General features: G+C 71.6%; 14 protein-coding genes. 8 read left to right on the top strand and 6 right to left on the bottom strand.

The features are described from left to right. Positions 1-132 precede the first annotated feature (132 nt). Entirely contained in the window at positions 133-1,218 is a 1,086-nt protein-coding gene (gene rnd, locus AB3X08_RS13910; protein ID WP_369933267.1) for a ribonuclease D, read from the bottom strand. A gap of 103 nt (positions 1,219-1,321) precedes the next feature. Here rnd and AB3X08_RS13905 point away from each other — a divergent pair, with 103 nt between their 5' ends. Together AB3X08_RS13905 and AB3X08_RS13900 are read left to right on the top strand one after the other, a co-directional pair. Continuing rightward, complete coding sequence (locus AB3X08_RS13905; RefSeq protein ID WP_369933266.1) at positions 1,322-3,208, top strand: formylglycine-generating enzyme family protein; 1,887 nt, start codon at positions 1,322-1,324, stop codon at positions 3,206-3,208. 82 nt (positions 3,209-3,290) lie between these two features. Further along, entirely contained in the window at positions 3,291-4,202 is a 912-nt protein-coding gene (locus AB3X08_RS13900; protein ID WP_369933264.1) for a M48 family metallopeptidase, read from the top strand. A 162-nt stretch (positions 4,203-4,364) separates the two neighbouring features. Here the strand turns inward: AB3X08_RS13900 and AB3X08_RS13895 are convergent, their stop codons facing one another. Continuing rightward, a complete protein-coding gene (locus AB3X08_RS13895) occupies positions 4,365-6,161 on the bottom strand; it encodes a vWA domain-containing protein (protein ID WP_369933263.1) in 1,797 nt (598 codons plus the stop codon). Positions 6,162-6,339: 178 nt separating this feature from the next. Between AB3X08_RS13895 and AB3X08_RS13890 the strand changes: the two genes are divergently transcribed. Further along, complete coding sequence (locus AB3X08_RS13890; protein WP_369933261.1) at positions 6,340-6,798, top strand: DUF6491 family protein; 459 nt, start codon at positions 6,340-6,342, stop codon at positions 6,796-6,798. Positions 6,799-6,926: 128 nt separating this feature from the next. Here the strand turns inward: AB3X08_RS13890 and AB3X08_RS13885 are convergent, their stop codons facing one another. The 4 genes from AB3X08_RS13885 to AB3X08_RS13870 all read right to left on the bottom strand — a co-directional run bounded on the left by AB3X08_RS13885 (position 6,927) and on the right by AB3X08_RS13870 (position 10,796). Continuing rightward, a complete protein-coding gene (locus tag AB3X08_RS13885) occupies positions 6,927-7,205 on the bottom strand; it encodes an oxidative damage protection protein (RefSeq protein WP_369933259.1) in 279 nt (92 codons plus the stop codon). Positions 7,206-7,235: 30 nt separating this feature from the next. Continuing rightward, the gene (gene mutY, locus AB3X08_RS13880; RefSeq protein WP_369933257.1) at positions 7,236-8,294 is read right to left on the bottom strand and encodes an A/G-specific adenine glycosylase; all 1,059 of its coding nucleotides are present in this window, start codon (positions 8,292-8,294) and stop codon (positions 7,236-7,238) included. Between the two features lie 152 nt (positions 8,295-8,446). Next, entirely contained in the window at positions 8,447-9,823 is a 1,377-nt protein-coding gene (gene ftsY / locus AB3X08_RS13875; RefSeq protein ID WP_369933255.1) for a signal recognition particle-docking protein FtsY, read from the bottom strand. Positions 9,824-10,088: 265 nt separating this feature from the next. Beyond that, a complete protein-coding gene (locus tag AB3X08_RS13870; protein WP_184411133.1) occupies positions 10,089-10,796 on the bottom strand; it encodes a helix-turn-helix domain-containing protein in 708 nt (235 codons plus the stop codon). A 176-nt stretch (positions 10,797-10,972) separates the two neighbouring features. Here AB3X08_RS13870 and AB3X08_RS13865 point away from each other — a divergent pair, with 176 nt between their 5' ends. Genes AB3X08_RS13865 through AB3X08_RS13845 form a run of 5 tightly spaced genes read left to right on the top strand, consistent with a single transcriptional unit; the run spans position 10,973 to position 15,499 of the window. After that, positions 10,973-11,914: a 4-hydroxyproline epimerase gene (locus AB3X08_RS13865; RefSeq protein WP_369933253.1), complete on the top strand. Its 942-nt coding sequence runs from the start codon at positions 10,973-10,975 to the stop codon at positions 11,912-11,914. Then, complete coding sequence (locus tag AB3X08_RS13860) at positions 11,911-13,011, top strand: NAD(P)/FAD-dependent oxidoreductase (RefSeq protein WP_369933251.1); 1,101 nt, start codon at positions 11,911-11,913, stop codon at positions 13,009-13,011. The genes AB3X08_RS13865 and AB3X08_RS13860 overlap by 4 nt, the downstream gene beginning before the upstream one ends. Before the next feature lie 8 nt (positions 13,012-13,019). Next, complete coding sequence (locus tag AB3X08_RS13855; RefSeq protein WP_185823428.1) at positions 13,020-13,256, top strand: (2Fe-2S)-binding protein; 237 nt, start codon at positions 13,020-13,022, stop codon at positions 13,254-13,256. Continuing rightward, positions 13,249-14,589, top strand: a complete 1,341-nt coding sequence (locus AB3X08_RS13850; RefSeq protein WP_369933249.1) for an FAD-dependent oxidoreductase — start codon at positions 13,249-13,251, stop codon at positions 14,587-14,589. Before AB3X08_RS13855 ends, AB3X08_RS13850 begins: the two co-directional genes overlap by 8 nt. Positions 14,590-14,593: 4 nt before the next feature. Further along, positions 14,594-15,499: a dihydrodipicolinate synthase family protein gene (locus tag AB3X08_RS13845; RefSeq protein WP_369933247.1), complete on the top strand. Its 906-nt coding sequence runs from the start codon at positions 14,594-14,596 to the stop codon at positions 15,497-15,499. Position 15,500 lies beyond the last annotated feature (1 nt).

The following is a 15,500-nucleotide window of genomic DNA, read 5'->3' as shown; positions in this document are numbered from 1 at the left end:
GGCATGTTCGCCGCTCGACCGTAGAGCCGCTGTCCGCAGGCGACAGCCCCTGTAGGAGCGGCTTCAGCCGCGACAGACATCATCGATAACGCCTGTCGCGGCTGAAGCCGCTCCTACAACCGCCTCCGAATCTCAGCCCGCGCCGCCCAGCAGCGGCTGCAGCGTCGCTTCCAGTTCGCGCCGGCGCCAGCCGGCCAGCGGCTGCGGCCATTGGCCGCTTTCCAGCAGGGCTTCCAGGTGCTTGCGCGAGGCCAGCAGGCCGTCGGGCAGGCCGAGTTCGGCGCTGCGTGCGGAAACCGCGTCCTGCAGCCGCTTCAAGGCGGCCTTGTTTTCGTCGCTGGAGGCCAGCGCCAGCGGCGCCTGCGCCTCGTCGGGCAGCGGCGTGGTCAGCGCCTGCCACAGCGCGTCGCCGAGCTTGCGCGGCGCCTTGGGGTGCTTGTCCAGCGTCGCCTGCAGCGCGTGGCGGTCGGACGGCGGGAACCGCGCCAGGGTGGCGGCCAGTTCGTTGTCCAGGATCCAGCTGCGCGGCTTGTCGCTGTGCCGCGCCTGCACGTCGCGCCAGCGCAGCAGGCGCAACAGGCGTTGTTGCGCGGGCCGGTCCATGAACTGCGCCGAGCGCATGCCCAGGTGCGGCCAGCGTTCGCCTTCGTCGTGCTCCACGGTGCCGAGCAGGCGTTCGCCGTCCTCGTGTAGCCAGGCGCTGCGGTCCAGCAGCTGCAGCCGTTCCTGCAGCGCATCGTGGATCGCGAACAGGTGGCGCACATCGTCGGCGGCGTATTCCAGCTGCGCCGGCGACAGCGGGCGGCGCAACCAGTCCGAGCGGGTCTCGCCCTTGGCCAGATGCACGCCGGTGATCTCCAGCACCAGCTTCTGGTAGCCCATGCCGGCGCCGATGCCGGCCAGGCCGGCGCCGATCTGGGTGTCGAACAAGGGCCGCGGCAGCGTGCCGCAGGCGCACTTGAACGCGACCAGGTCTTCGCTGGCGCTGTGCATGACCTTGAGGATGGACGGGTCCGACAGCCACGGCGCCAGCGCCTGCGGCATGCCGGGAATCAGCGGGTCGATCAGCAGGATTTCGTCGGCCACCGCCATCTGCACCAGCGCCAGCTGCGGCCAATAGGTGCGTTCGCGGACGAATTCGGTATCCAGGCCGATCCTGGCCGGGCGCTGCGCCAGCCGTTCGGCCAGCTCGGCGGGTTGCTTGATCCAATAGGGCACGTGGTTTCCGTCGAATGCAGGGTTTGCTCAGGCAGGCGAGAATAGCCTAACGTCGGCCCGCCGGCCGCACGGACGGGGTGGCGCGGATGCCATCGGGAGGCCAATGTCGTTGGGAGGAAGCGTGCGTACGAGCGGCACCGTGATCGCCTGGACCGTGCTGGCCGCGCTGGCGTGCGGCTGCACCGGGCCGGCATCTGCGCCGCCGGCGCAACCCGCCGCCAAGCCCGCGCAGGCGGCGGCCGGCAAGCCGGTGCAGGCGCCCAGCGTCACCATCGGCGGCGAGGACGCCGCCGAGACGGTGGCGCGCTGGCAGCCGCCGCTGCCGCCGCTCGAACGCACGCAACTGGCGCAGGCGCGCCGCGACGCCGCGCGCGCGCTGGCCGAGGACCGCCTTTTCGAGGACGCGCAGTCGGCGATCCCGCTGTACCTGGCGATCCGCGCGCTGGCGCCGCAGGACCCGGTCGCGCGCGATGGGCTGCGCAAGGCGCGGCGCCGGCTGCTGCAACTCGGCGACGAATTGTTGCGCGCATCGGAGCAGCAGGAGCAGGCGCTGGAGCGCGCCGATCGCATCGCGATGGTGGCGCTGTCGCTGGATGCGGACGATCCGGCGGTGCGGCGCCTGCAGCAGCGGGTAGAGACCGCGCAGCGGGTGCTGGCCTACAACCGTGCCGGCGAAGACGATCTGCGCGCCGGCCGGCTCGGCGAGGACGGCAACGGCGCGCTGGCCAACTTCCGCGAAGCGCTGCAGCTGGACGCGGACGATGCGCGGGCGCGGCAGGGCGTGGCGGCGGTGGAGAGCGCGCTGATCCGGCGCGCCGAGGCCGCCGCGGCGCTGTCCGATTTCGCCGCCGCCGGCAGCTGGTTGGCGCGCGCGGCGCGCATCCGCGACGCCGCCGCCACCGTGCGCGACGCGCGTGCGCGGGTGGAAGGCGTGCGCAGCGCGCGCATCGCCGCGCTGCGCGACGCCGGCTTGCGCGATCTGGCCACGCCGGTCGGACTGAAGGCGGCGCGCGAGAAGCTGGGCGAGGTCCTGCGCATCGCCGATCCGGGCGACCCGGTGGCGGCGATGCTGCGCGAGCGCATCGACCTGGCCACCTACTACGGCAGTTTCCGCCCCGGCCAGGTGTTCACCGACGGCATGAGCGACGGCGAGCGCGGGCCGCAGATGATCGTGGTGCCGCACGGCGGCTTCCGCATGGGCGCCAGCGAGACCGAGCCGGGCGCGATGCCGGCGGAGCAGCCGCTGCACTACGTGCGCTTCGACCGCGGCTTCGCGATGTCGATCACCGAGGTCACCGTGGCCGAGTTCCGCCGCTTCGTCGAGCTCAGCGGCGCGCGGCCGCGGGCGACCCGGCGCGGGCATTCGATCGTCTACGACGAGCGCAGCGGCAACTTCGTGCGCCGCAGCGGCACCGATTGGCAGTCCGGCTACAACGGCGCGCGCGCCGCGCCGAACAGCCCGGTGATGCACGTCAGCGTGCGTGATGCCGAGGCCTACGCGGCGTGGCTGTCGCAGCAGACCGGGCGCCACTATCGGCTGCCCAGCGAGGCCGAGTTCGAATACGCGCTGCGCGCCGGCGGCCGCGGCCGCTATCCCTGGGGCAACGCCGGCACCCCGCCGCGCGGCGCCGGCAACTTCACCGGCGGCGGCGACGTCTCGCCCAGCGGCCGGCACTGGAACAATGCCTTCGTCGGCTATGCCGACGGCTTCTGGGGGCCGGCGCCGGTCGCCAGCTTCAAGGCCAATGCCTGGGGCCTGCACGACATGGGCGGCAACCTCAGCGAGTGGGTGGCCGATTGCTGGCATTCCAGCTACCGCCGCGCACCGGCCGACGGCGCCGCCTGGTACAACCCCGGGTGCCGTTCGCGGGTGGTGCGCGGCGGCAACTGGGCCAACGCACCGGAGCAGACCCGTGCCGCCTGGCGGCTGATGCAGGACTCCGACACCACCAGTGCCAGAGTCGGTTTCCGCCTGGTGCGCGGAATTTGACGCGGCCGCGCAGCGCACGTCGTTACAGTGCGCGGCACAGGCAGGCGCCGTCGCCGCCCACCAGCCAGCAAGGGGATTGGATATGAGCAACGTCTTCGGCCGCCAGGGCGGGGAACAGGGCGGTGGCCGCCGCGGTCCGCTGGGCGGCGTGCGCTGGCTGGTGCTGCTGGGCTTCGCGGTGTACGCGGGGTTCTACTGGTTCTCCAACCGCAGCGAGGATCCCTACACCGGCGAGAAAGTGCTGATCGACAATTCGCTCGGCGTCGAGGACGAGAAGGCGCTGGGCCTGCAGGCTTACCAGGAGATCCTGGCGCAGGAACGTCCGGTCGATCCGCAATCGCAGGTGGCGCAGCAGGTGCGCGCGATCGCGCAGCGGCTGATCGCCAAGGTCGATGTGGTCGAGGACGCGCTGGCCGCCGAGCACGGCATGCAGGCCAAGCACTACGCGCGCGGTTTCGAGTGGGACGTCAACGTGATCGAGTCCGACCAGGCCAACGCGTTCTGCCTGCCCGGCGGCAAGATGGCGGTCTACACCGGCCTGCTGCCGGTGGCCAAGAACGCCGACGCGATGGCGGTGGTGATGGGCCACGAGATCGCGCATGCGCTGCTGCGCCACGGCGCGCAACGCATGGCGCAGCAGAAGCTGACCCAGATCGGGCAGATGGCCGGCGCGGCCAGCGGCATGGACCCGCAACAGCAGCAGATGGCGATGGCGGCGATGGGCTACGGCTACCTGCTGCCGTATGCGCGCAGCCACGAGACCCAGGCCGACGAAGTCGGGTTGATGCTGGCCGCGGCGGCCTGCTTCGATCCGCAGGAGGCGGTGCCGCTGTGGGAGCGGATGAGCGCCAGCAGCGGCGGCCAGGCGCCGCCGGAGTTCGCCTCCACGCACCCGAATCCGGGCACGCGGATCCAGAACCTGCAAGCGCTGATGCCCAAGGCGATGGAGTACCGGCAGCGCTTCTGCGAATCGGCGAAGACGGCGCAGCGCTGACGAGGTGGCAGGCGCGGGCGACCCGAGGCGGCGGCAGCGCCGCGCACGCCGTCAAAGTCCCAGCTCGGCACTTCGGCACCTCGGCATCGTCCGCCGTGCGCGGATGCGGCGGTATAGCCATGCGGCTTCGCATGGCTATGCGCGGTCCGCGGGAGCCTGCCCTCAGCGCGTGGATACCTGCACCGCCGCCGTTGCCGCAGCAGCCTCTGTCGCCGCCACGTCCGCCGCTGACTGCGGCGTGGCCAGACGCTGCCCGATCGCCAGCAGTTCGACGAACTCGCGGCGGTCGCCGCTGCGGTCCTCGCCGGTCGCCGTGCGCGCCGCGGCGGCCACCTGCGACCAGTCCCAGCCATCGATGTGGGTGCCGCCGCGCAGCAGGTCGGCGTAGGCGGCGACCGCTGCGGCGAAACGCAGATCCGCGCTGGGCCGCGCCGTCGCCGCAGCGGTCGCGATCGTGCTCTGCAGCAGGCGGCTGCGCTCCTGTCCGGGCAGCTTGTAGCGCAGCCGCAGCTGCGCCAGTTCGCCGGCGTGGGGCGGTGTCTGCGCCTTTGCCGGCGCGCCGTAACGCAGCGCCGGCAGGCGCGCTGTGGTGCTGCCCACCGGGGTGATCTCGTACAGCGCGGTGACGCTGTGGCCGGCGCCGATCTCGCCGGCATCGACCTTGTCGTTGGCGAAATCCTCGCGCGCCAGCAGCCGGTTCTCGTAGCCGATCAGGCGGTATTCGGCGACCTGGGCCGGATTGAATTCGACCTGGATCTTGACGTCGCGGGCGATGGTCAGCAGCGTGGCCTGCATCTGCTGCACCAGCACCTTGTGCGCCTCGCGTGCCGAGTCGATGTAGGCATGGTTGCCGTCGCCGACGTCGGCCAGGCGTTCGGCCATCGCGTCGTTGTAGTTGCCGCGGCCGAAGCCGAGCGTGCTCAGCGCCACGCCGCTGCGCCGCTGATCGGCGACCAGGGTCTCCAGCGCGCCGCGGTCGATCGTGCCGACGTTGAAGTCGCCGTCGGTGGCCAGGATCACCCGGTTGCTGCCGCCGGCGATGAAGCTCTGCCGTGCGGTCGCATAGGCCAGGCGAATGCCGTCGCCGCCGTTGGTGCTGCCGCCGGCCTGCAGGCGCTGCAGCGCGGCGAGGATCTCGGCATGGCGGTCGCCGGGCGTCGGCGGCAGCACCAGTCCGGCCGAGCCGGCATAGACCACGATCGAGACCCGGTCCTGCGCGCGCAATTGCGGCACCAGCATGGCGAAGGCCTGCTTGAGCAAGGGCAGCTTGTCCGCGCTTTCCATCGAGCCGGACGTGTCGATCAGGAACACCAGGTTCGCCGGCGGCAAGGCCTGGCGCGGCACGTCGTAGCCCTTGATGCCGATCATCAGCAGCTGCCGCTGCGGATTCCACGGCGCGGGCGCCAGTTCGGTGGACACGCGGAACGGCGTGTCGCGGTCGCGCGGGGCCGGGTGCGCGTAGTCGAAGTAGTTGATGAATTCCTCGGCGCGCACCGCGTCGGCAGGCGGGCGCTGGCCGTCGCGCAGCATGCGCCGCACGTTGGCGTAGCTGCCGGTGTCCACGTCGATCGAGAAGGTGGACAGCGGTTGTTCGCGCGCGCTGTGCACCGGGTTGTCGGTGGGATGGTCGTAGCGTTCGCGGTCCAGCGGCGGCATCGGCGGCGCCGTGGGCGCCAGGCGCGGGTAGGTGTCGATGCCGGTATTGCCGGCCACCGACGGCGCGACCGACGCTGCGGGTGGTGCGGGCGGTGCGGGCGGGGCCAGCATCTTCGCCGGCACCGGCGCCGGCGCTGGCTTGGCCAGGCGTTCGCTGGGAGCGTAGACCTCTTGCACGGCTGCGGCATCGATCGCCGCCGGCGCGCTTGCGGCGACGCGGTCGTCGCTGGTGGTGCTGCAGCTTGCCAGCAGCGCGGCAAGGATCAGGGACGGCAGGGCGGTGCGGTGCGGGCGTGGCTGCATGGTGGGCGCTCGGTGTGGGTTGCGAGGCTGCAAACGCGCGACCGCCGACAACGGGGTTGGACCCGCGGCCGCGGCTCGGGTCCGCCATGCTGCCTTGCGGCTGAACGTGCCGCGGGCGCGCACGCGGCAGCGCATGGCGCGGGTGCATCATTCGCGCATCGCCACCGGAGCATTCGCCATGAAACGTCTCTTGCTGTCACTGCTCGGACTGGCCGCGCTGGCCGGCTGCGCCACCAACCGGATCAGCGACGACGAGCGCCTGGCGTTGTACCGCGCCCATGCCGCCGCGCCGGTGCGCGATTTCCAGTACTACAACCGGATCAGCGGCTGGACCGCGCTCGGCGACAGCGCGCTGGCGGTATGGACGCGGCCGAACCAGGCCTATCTGCTGGAGCTGAGCGGCCGTTGCCCCGATCTGGACTTCGCGCCGACGATCGCCATCACCCACTTCAGCGATCGGGTGTCGGCGCGTTTCGACGACGTATTGGTGATCGGCGGCAGCCCGGGCGCGATCCGCCTGCCGTGCCGCATCCAGAGCATCCGTCCGCTCGACGTCAAGGCGTTGCGTACCTCGGAAAAGGAACTGCGCGAGGCCAAGGTGCAGGAGCGGGCGCAGCAGCCGGTGCCGGCGCAGTAGCGCCGGCGTCAGGCCTGTTGGTGTCGAAGCGGTTTCGCAGAGGTTGCGGGTGCGGCGGCTTTGCGGATGGGTTCTGTCGCGGCTGATGGCCCGAGGCCACCCGGAGCCGCTCCTACAGGGATTCGGTCTCAGGATTCCTGTTCGGGGTCCACGTAGCCTTCGGGCTTGGATGCGCCGCCCTGGAACAGGAATTTCTCCAGTTCCGTTTCCAGGAATGCGCGGTGCTTGGGATCGCGCGGCGACAGCCGGTTCTCGTTGATCAGCATGGTCTGGTGCGCCAGCCATGCCTGCCAGCCGGCCTTGCCGATGTGCGCGAACACGCGCTGGCCGAGGTCGCCGGGATACGGCACGTAGTCGAGCCCTTCGGCGTCGCGTTGCTGGTACTGGCAGAAGACGGTGCGGGACATGGCGGTTCCTGGTGGCGCGATGGGCGACGATCAGAGGCCGTCGAGCAGTTTGCGGATCGGGGCGGGCAGGCCGAGCACGGACAAGTCCGCACGCGCGACCCAGCGCAGGTCGTCATTGTCGCGTACCGCGTCGCGCAAGGCGACCTTGCGCAGGCGCAACGGCTGCAGATGCAGGCGATAGTGGCTGAAGGTGTGCACGATCGGCGGCATTAGCTCGGCAGCGTCGAAGTCGCGGCCGCGGGTCTCGCGTTCGAACCAGGCGCGCAGCGCGCTCTCGCTCTCGGCCTGCGGCAGCGTCCACAGCGAGGCCCAGATGCCGCTCGGCGGGCGCCGTTGCAGCAACAGTTCGCCGGCGGCGTTTTCCAGCAGCAGCGCCAGCGCCTCGCGTTCGGGCAGGGTCTTGCCCGGTTTCGGCGTGGGCAATGCCTCGACCAGGCCGTCGCGGCGCGCCACGCAATCGTCCTGCAGCGGGCACAACACGCAGGCGGGGTTGGCGCGGGTGCACAGGGTGGCGCCGAAATCCATCTGCGCCTGGGTGTAATCGGCCATGCGCCCGTCGGCGACCGCGGCCACATGCGCCTGCGCGATCGCCCACAGCGGTTTCTCCACCGCCGGCAGACCCGGGTAGCCGGCGATGCCGTGGTAGCGGGTCAGCACGCGCTTGACGTTGCCATCCAGGATCGCGAAGCGGTCGTTCCAGGCCTGGCTCAGGATCGCGCCGGCGGTGCTGCGGCCGATGCCGGGCAGCGCGTGCAGGGCGTCGAAGTCGCGCGGCAGTTCGCCGGCGTGCAGCTCCACGCAGCGCTTTGCGGCGGCATGCAGGTTGCGTGCGCGGGCGTAGTAGCCCAGCCCGGCCCACTGCGCCATCACCGCATCGGTGCCGGCCGCGGCCAGGTCGGGCAAGGTGGGGAAGTGTTGCAGGAAGCGCAGGAAGTACGGGATCACCACCGCGACCTGGGTCTGCTGCAGCATGATTTCCGACAGCCACACGCGGTACGGGCTGCGCGGATGCTGCCAGGGCAGGTCATGGCGGCCGTGGCGGTCAAACCAGGCGAGCAGTCGGGTGGGGAAGGTGTCTGGCTGGAGCATGCTGGCATCGGTCGTTCCTTCTCCCAGCGGGAGAAGGTGCCCCGAAGGGGCGGATGAGGGTACGGGCGAAGCCTCGTGTGCTTGGGTCAGCGAGTCGCTTTCGCGCCGTACCCTCACCCCAACCCCTCTCCCGGCGGGAGAGGGGCTTAGCGTCACGCGCCCAGCGCTTCCGGCAGCAAGGCGTCGACGAAGGCTTCGGCGTCGAACACGCGCAGGTCTTCCGGGCGCTCGCCGATGCCGGCGAAGCGGATCGGGATGCCGAACTCGCGAGCCAGCGCGAACACCACGCCGCCCTTGGCGGTGCCGTCGAGCTTGGTCACCACCAACCCGGTCACGCCGACCGCGGCGTGGAACTGGCGCAGCTGCGACAGCGCGTTCTGGCCGGTGGTGCCGTCGATGACCATCAGCACTTCGTGCGGCGCAGCCGGGTCGAGCTTGCCGAGCACGCGGCGGATCTTGCCCAGTTCGTTCATCAGCCCGGTCTGGGTATGCAGGCGCCCGGCGGTGTCGGCGATCAGCACTTCGGTGCCGCGCGCCTTGCCGGCCTGCAGCGCGTCGAACGCGACCGAGGCGGCGTCGGCGTTCTGGCCCTGCGCGATCACGGTGACGCCGTTGCGATCGCCCCAGGCCTGCAACTGCGCCACCGCGGCGGCGCGGAAGGTGTCGCCGGCGGCCAGCATCAGGCTGTGCCCCTCGTCCTTGAAGCGCTTGGCCAGCTTGCCGATGGTGGTGGTCTTGCCGACGCCGTTGACGCCGACCGTGAGCACCACGAACGGTTTGGCGCTGCGGTCGATCTGCAGCGGCTTGGCGATCGGCTGCAGGATCGCGATCAGGTCGGCGCGCAGGGCGCGCAGCAGCGCCTGCGCATCGGCGAACTCGCGCGCCTTCATGCGCTTGCGCAGGTTCTCGATCAGCGCGGTGGTGGCCGGCACGCCGACGTCGGCGGTGATCAGCGCGGTCTCGATCTCGTCGAGCAGGTCGTCGTCGAGCTTGGGATTGCGCGAGAACAGGCCGCCGAAGCTGCGCGCGATGGCGCTGTTGCGCAGGCGCTCGCGCCAGCCGGGCTTGCCGGCCGGAGCGGCGGGCAGCGCATCGCTGCGCACCAGGTCCGCCGCGGCCGACGGCACGGATGCGGTGGTGGCGGCCGGGGCAACCGGCTGGACGGGGGCGGGCGTCGGTTGCGGCGCGCTCGGTTGCGGCGCCGCGGCCGGCGGCGGCACGTAGGCCTGCGGCGGCGGGGTGGGCGCCGCGGGCGGCAGCGGCGCGGGTTGCGCTTGCGGAACGGCGACCGGGGCCGGCGCCTGCACGGGGCGCTCGGCGACCGGCGCGTCTACCGGCTCAGCAGTATCGGCAGGTGCGAGGGCGGCGGGCGCCGTCTCGGTGACAGGCGGCGCCGACGGCGCAGGCGCAGCGGGTTCGGCACCGGCCGGCTTGGGGAAGGCGGCGGCCAGTTCCTCGATGCTGTAGCGCTGCGTGCGGCTCTCGCCGGCGTTGTCCTGTGGCTTGTTGCGGCGGAATAGGCTGACCATGGATGACGCGTGGACCGGAAACGCGGAATGCTACCACTTGCGGCCTGAGGGCCCTGTGCAGCGGCAACACGAAGCAGGTGGCGACGCTGGCGCGCGCCGTTGTAGGAGCGGCTTCAGCCGCGACAGACTGCATCCGCCGCCGCTCGCCCCACATCACGCATCCTGTCGCGGCTGAAGCCGCTCCTACAACGGCCAGCGACGCGCAGCGTCACACCGCCCGCATTCAGCCACCAATCCCTAATCCCCAATCTCGAATCCCGGCCCCTCAGAGCTTGCCCTTCATGGAACGGTAGTCGCGCGGGGTCATGCCGACGGTGGCCTTGAACTGGCGCGCGAACGCGCTCTGGTCGGCGAAGCCGCAGGCCTGGCCGATGCTGGCGATGCTGTCCTCGCCGTGCAGCAGGCGCATCGCCGCTTCGATGCGCATCTTGGTCAGCAGCTGCTGCGGGGTCAGCTGGAACACGCGGCGAAAGTGCCGTTCCAGCTGCGCCACCGACAGTTCCGCCAGGTCGGCCAGGGTCTGCACGCGCAGGTTGTCGCCATAGTGGCTCTGCATGTGCTCCATCGCGCGGCTGATGCGTTCGTAGGCCGAATGGCGGCTGTCGGGCTGGCCCAGGTCGCGGGAGATGCCGACCACGCCGATCACCTCGTTGTGCTCGCACAGCGGGCGCTTGAAGGTCAGGCACCAGCCCGGGGTGCGGTTCGGGAACAGGTGCACTTCCAGCTGGTTCTCGATCATCTCGCCGCACAGCACGCGCCGGTCCTGCATCAGATAACTGCCGCCCAGCGGCAGCGGGAACACTTCCAGCGCCGATTTGCCGATCAGGTCGGCCCGGTATTTCTTGCCCAGGCGCCGCACCAGGGTCAGGTTGACGTGGGTGTAGCGGCCGTCGCGGTCCTTGACGAAGAACACCACGTCCGGCAACGCATCGAACAGCGTCTGCATTTCCAACGCGGAAATCAAAGTATCCATCTGCACTCACCGGGCGGTTGTAGGCTGCGGCGGCAGGCACGCCGCGGCGTGCCCGTCCCCAGGACCGATCCTAGCCTAAGTCGGGCCTGCGGGGAGGTTCGGGTTGTGCGAATTTCCGCATTTATGACAGGCAAACGCTGCTAGCCGCCAGCGGCCCGGAATGTGAGCATGGACCTATGCATACACTCGATGTGATCGACTCGCATACCGGCGGCGAACCGACCCGTGTCGTCGTCGCCGGCTTCCCCGACCTGGGCACCGGACCGCTGGCGCAACGGCGCGATCTGTTCCGCGATCGCTTCGATCGCTGGCGCAGCGCCATCGCCTGCGAACCGCGCGGCTCGGACACCATGGTCGGCGCGCTGCTGCTGCCGCCGATCGCGGCCGATGCCTGCGCTGCGGTGATCTTCTTCAACAACGTCGGCTATCTGGGCATGTGCGGGCACGGCACCATCGGCCTGGTGCGTACGCTGGCCGAGCTGGGCCGGCTGGCCCCGGGCACGCATCGCATCGAGACCCCGGTGGGCACGGTGGGCGTGGAACTGCACGGCGACGGCCGGGTCTCGGTGGACAACGTGGAAAGCTACCGCCACGCCGCCGGCATCGAAGTGCAGGTGCCCGGCTACGGCCGCGTGCGCGGCGACGTGGCCTGGGGCGGCAACTGGTTCTTCATCACCGAGCAGACGCCGTGCGCGCTGGAGCTGCGCAACCAGCGCGCGCTGACCGCCTACACCGAGGCGCTGCGGCTGGCGCTGGAGGCAGCCGGCATCCGCGGCGCCGACGGCGGCGAGATCGACCATATCGAGATCAACGGCCCGGCGCCGGGCGCCGGCGCCGATGCGCGCAATTTCGTGCTGTGCCCGGGCCTGGCCTACGACCGTTCGCCGTGCGGCACCGGCACCAGCGCCAAGCTGGCGTGCCTGGCCGCCGACGGCAAGCTGGCCGCCGGCCAGGTGTGGCGCCAGGAGGGCATCCTCGGCAGCCTGTTCGAAGGCAGCTACGTGCCCGGCAGCCGTGGCGTGCTGCCGCGGATCACCGGGCAGGCGCACATCACCGCGCGTTCGCAGCTGCTGATCGATGCGCAGGATCCGTTCGCCTGGGGCATCGGCGCCGGATGAGCGGTTTCGACCTGATCGTCGTCGGCGCCGGCATCGTCGGCGCGGCCTGCGCCGATGCGGCCGCGGCCGCCGGGCTGCGGGTGGCGATCGTCGAGTCGGGCACGATCGGCGGCGGTTCCACCGCCGCGGCGATGGGCCATCTGGTGGCGATGGACGACGATCCGGCGGAACTGGCGCTATCGACGTATTCGTTGCGCCTGTGGGAAGAATTCGCGCAATTGCCGGCGGCCGAGTACAGCCGCTGCGGCACGCTGTGGGTGGCACGGGAAGCGCGCGAGCTGGACGCGATCCCGGCCAAGATTCAGCGCCTGGCCGCTGCCGGCGTGCACGCCCAGGCGATCGATGCCGAGGCGTTGTACCGGCTGGAGCCGGCGCTGGTGCCCGGACTGGCCGGCGGCATGCGCGTGGCCGCCGAAGCGGTGGTGTATCCGCCGCGCATGGCGCGGCATCTGGTCGAGCGCGCGCGCGCCGCCGGTGCGCAGCTGTACGCCGGGCGCCGCGCGCTGGCGCTGGGCGCCGGCGGGCTGCGCCTGGACGACGGCACCACGCTGAGCGGGCCGGTGCTGGTCGCCACCGGTTGCGCGTTGCCGGAGTTGCTGCCGGAACTGCCGATGCGCGCGCGCAAGGGCCAACTGGTCATCACCGACCGCTATCCCGGCCTGGTCGGCCATCAATTGCTGGAACTGGGTTATGCCGACAGCGCGCACGGCAGCGACGGCAGCAGCGTGGCGTTCAACGTGCAGCCGCGGCCGACCGGGCAGATCCTGATCGGGTCCTCGCGCGAGTTCGATGCCAGCGACCGCAGCGTGTCGATGCCGATGCTGCAACGCATGCTCGAGCGCGCGTTCGCGTTCGTGCCGGCGTTGCGCCAGCTGCAGGCGATCCGGGTCTGGACCGGGCTGCGTCCGGCCACGCCCGACGGCCGTCCCTATCTGGGTGCGGTGCCGGAGCGTCACGATGTGTGGGTCGCGGCCGGCCACGAAGGCTTGGGCGTGACCACGGCGCTGGGCAGCGCGCGGCTGTTGCTGGATCTGCTGTTGCAGCGCACGCCTGCACTGGACCCGGCGCCGTTCGCGCCGGCACGGGCGCTGTCGTGAGCGCGCCGATGCTGCGCCTGCAGGTCAACGGGCAGACCCTCGAGGTGCTGGACGGCAGCAGCGTGGCTGCGGCGGTGGCGCAGGTGGCGGTGCATTTCCGCCGCTCGCGCAATGGCCAGCCGCGCGCGCCGCTGTGCGGCATGGGCGTGTGCAGCGAATGCCGGGTGCGCATCGACGGCGTCGGCCAGTTGCGCGCCTGCATCACGCCGGCGCGCGATGGCATGCAGGTGTGGACCGATGGCTGAGCCGCGCGCCCTGCATTACGACGTAGTCGTGGCCGGTGCCGGCCCGGCCGGACTGGCGGCGGCGCTGGCCGCCGCCGGGCACGGCCGGCGCGTGGCGCTGATCGATCTGCAGGCGCGCGCCGGCGGCCAGATCTGGCGCCACGACGTGGCCCACGCGCCGCCCAAACTGGCCGCGCGCGTGCTGGCGCAGCTGGCGGCGAGCAAGATCGAATTCCTCGCGCAGACGCAGTTGCTGATGGCGCAGGACCGGCAACTGCTGGCCGACGGTCCGCAGGGCGCGCGCTGGATCGGCTACGACGCGCTGGTGCTGGCCACCGGTGCGCGCGAACTGCTGCTGCCCTTCCCCGGCTGGACGCTGCCCGGCGTCACCGGCGCCGGCGGCGCGCAGGCGCTGGCCAAGCAGGGCTGGCCGCTGGCCGGCAAGCGCGTGCTGGTCGCCGGCAGCGGTCCGCTGCTGCTGGCCAGCGCGGCGACGCTGCGCCGGCACGGCGCGCAGGTGCTGGGCATCGTCGAACAGGCGCCGCTGCGCGCGCTGGCCGGCTTCGCCGCGCAGTTGCCGTGGCGCTGGCCGGACAAGGCGCTGCAGGCACTGAGCCTGCGCACCCAGTTGGCCGGCGTGCGCTACCACAGCGGCAGCGTGGTGCTGGCGGCGCACGGCGACAGCCAGCTGCGCTCGGTGGAGATCGACGGCCCGCGCGGCCGCCGCAGCCTCGACTGCGACCAACTGGCGGTCGGCTACGGACTGGTACCGAACGTGGAGCTGGCGCAACTGCTCGGCTGCCGCCTGGCGCGCAGCGGCGCGCATCCGTGCGTGGCGGTGGACGCGCAGTTGCGCACCAGCGTCGCCGGCGTGTACGCCGCCGGTGAGGCGCTGGGCATCGGCGGGCGCGATTGCGCGCGCGTCGAAGGCGCCATCGCCGGGCACCTGGCGGCAGGGCAGGAGGCCGCGGCGCAGGCATTGCAGCCGCAGCGCGCCCGCGCCCGCGCGTTCGCCGCGCTGCTGCAGCGCCAGTTCGCGCTGGACCCGCGCATCCACACGCTGGCCGCGGCGGACACGCTGGTGTGCCGCTGCGAGGACGTGCCGCTGTCGGCGTTGCGCGGCCATGCCGACCTGCGCGATGCCAAGCTGGCCTCGCGTTGCGGCATGGGCGCCTGCCAGGGCCGCATCTGCGGCAGCGCGCTGACCGAGCTGGGGCTGGCGCCGCGGCACGACGATTTTTCCGACGACGGCCGCCGGCCGCCACTGTTCCCGGTGCGCCTGGACGCGCTCGCCCAATCGCTTCCCGATCCACGACTTCCCGAACCTCCACTCACAACCCTCGACAAGGTGTAATCCCATGAGCAAGGCTCCTTTCTGGTACGGCGTGCTGCCGGCCATCACCACTCCGTTCAACGCCGACGGCAGCATCGACCACGCGTTCCTGGCCAAGCATGCGCAGGTCATGGTCGACGCCGGCTGCACCGCGATCGTGCCGCTGGGCTCGCTCGGCGAGGCCGCCACGCTCAGCTTCGACGACAAGGTCGCGATCCTGAAGACCCTGGTGCAGGCGCTGGACGGCCGCATCCCGGTGGTGCCGGGCATCGCCGCGCTGTCCACCGACGAGGCCGTGCGCCTGGCGCAGGCCGCCAAGCAGGTCGGCTGCGGCGGCCTGATGGTGCTGCCGCCGTACGTGTATTCCACCGACTGGCGCGAAATGGGCGCGCATGCGCGTGCGGTCATCGCCGCCACCGACCTGCCGGTGATCCTGTACAACAACCCGGTCGCCTACAAGACCGATTTCAGCCCGGCGCAGATCGCCGAGCTGGCCGCCGAATTCCCCAACCTGCAGGCGGTCAAGGAATCCTCCGGCGACGTGCGCCGCTTCGCCGCGCTGGGCGAACTGCTCAACGACCGCCTGGTGCTGCTGGTGGGCATGGACGATGCGATCGTCGAAGGCCTGAGCATGGGCGCCAAGGGCTGGATCGCCGGCCTGGTCAATGCGTATCCCAAGGAGTCGGTGAAGCTGTTCGAGCTGGCCCGCGACGGCGGCTACCCGGCGGCCAAGGCACTGTACGACTGGTTCCTGCCGCTGCTGCGCCTGGACACCGTGCCCAAGTTCGTGCAGCTGATCAAGCTGGTGCAGGAGAAGGTCGGCCTGGGCAGCGAGCGCGTGCGCGCACCGCGCCTGGTCGTCGACGGCGCCGAGCGCGAAGCGGCGCTGAAGGTGATCGACCACGCCATCGCCACCCACCCCGGGCTCTGAG

Origin of the sequence: Xanthomonas sp. DAR 34887 (assembly GCF_041245805.1) — a bacterium.
GTDB lineage: Bacteria > Pseudomonadota > Gammaproteobacteria > Xanthomonadales > Xanthomonadaceae > Xanthomonas_A > Xanthomonas_A tesorieronis.
This window is presented reverse-complemented; position numbering and strand designations above follow the sequence as displayed.

What these genes read in the sequence shown, in the direction of transcription:
- AB3X08_RS13855 (WP_185823428.1), top strand. Translation starts at nt 13,020, where the DNA reads ATGCTGCGCCTGCAGGTCAACGGGCAGACCCTCGAGGTGCTGGACGGC.
- AB3X08_RS13870 (WP_184411133.1), bottom strand. Translation starts at nt 10,796, where the DNA reads ATGGATACTTTGATTTCCGCGTTGGAAATGCAGACGCTGTTCGATGCG.
- AB3X08_RS13850 (WP_369933249.1), top strand. Translation starts at nt 13,249, where the DNA reads ATGGCTGAGCCGCGCGCCCTGCATTACGACGTAGTCGTGGCCGGTGCC.
- AB3X08_RS13860 (WP_369933251.1), top strand. Translation starts at nt 11,911, where the DNA reads ATGAGCGGTTTCGACCTGATCGTCGTCGGCGCCGGCATCGTCGGCGCG.
- AB3X08_RS13905 (WP_369933266.1), top strand. Translation starts at nt 1,322, where the DNA reads ATGTCGTTGGGAGGAAGCGTGCGTACGAGCGGCACCGTGATCGCCTGG.
- mutY (WP_369933257.1), bottom strand. Translation starts at nt 8,294, where the DNA reads ATGCTCCAGCCAGACACCTTCCCCACCCGACTGCTCGCCTGGTTTGAC.
- AB3X08_RS13900 (WP_369933264.1), top strand. Translation starts at nt 3,291, where the DNA reads ATGAGCAACGTCTTCGGCCGCCAGGGCGGGGAACAGGGCGGTGGCCGC.
- AB3X08_RS13845 (WP_369933247.1), top strand. Translation starts at nt 14,594, where the DNA reads ATGAGCAAGGCTCCTTTCTGGTACGGCGTGCTGCCGGCCATCACCACT.
- AB3X08_RS13885 (WP_369933259.1), bottom strand. Translation starts at nt 7,205, where the DNA reads ATGTCCCGCACCGTCTTCTGCCAGTACCAGCAACGCGACGCCGAAGGG.
- AB3X08_RS13895 (WP_369933263.1), bottom strand. Translation starts at nt 6,161, where the DNA reads ATGCAGCCACGCCCGCACCGCACCGCCCTGCCGTCCCTGATCCTTGCC.
- AB3X08_RS13890 (WP_369933261.1), top strand. Translation starts at nt 6,340, where the DNA reads ATGAAACGTCTCTTGCTGTCACTGCTCGGACTGGCCGCGCTGGCCGGC.
- AB3X08_RS13865 (WP_369933253.1), top strand. Translation starts at nt 10,973, where the DNA reads ATGCATACACTCGATGTGATCGACTCGCATACCGGCGGCGAACCGACC.
- ftsY (WP_369933255.1), bottom strand. Translation starts at nt 9,823, where the DNA reads ATGGTCAGCCTATTCCGCCGCAACAAGCCACAGGACAACGCCGGCGAG.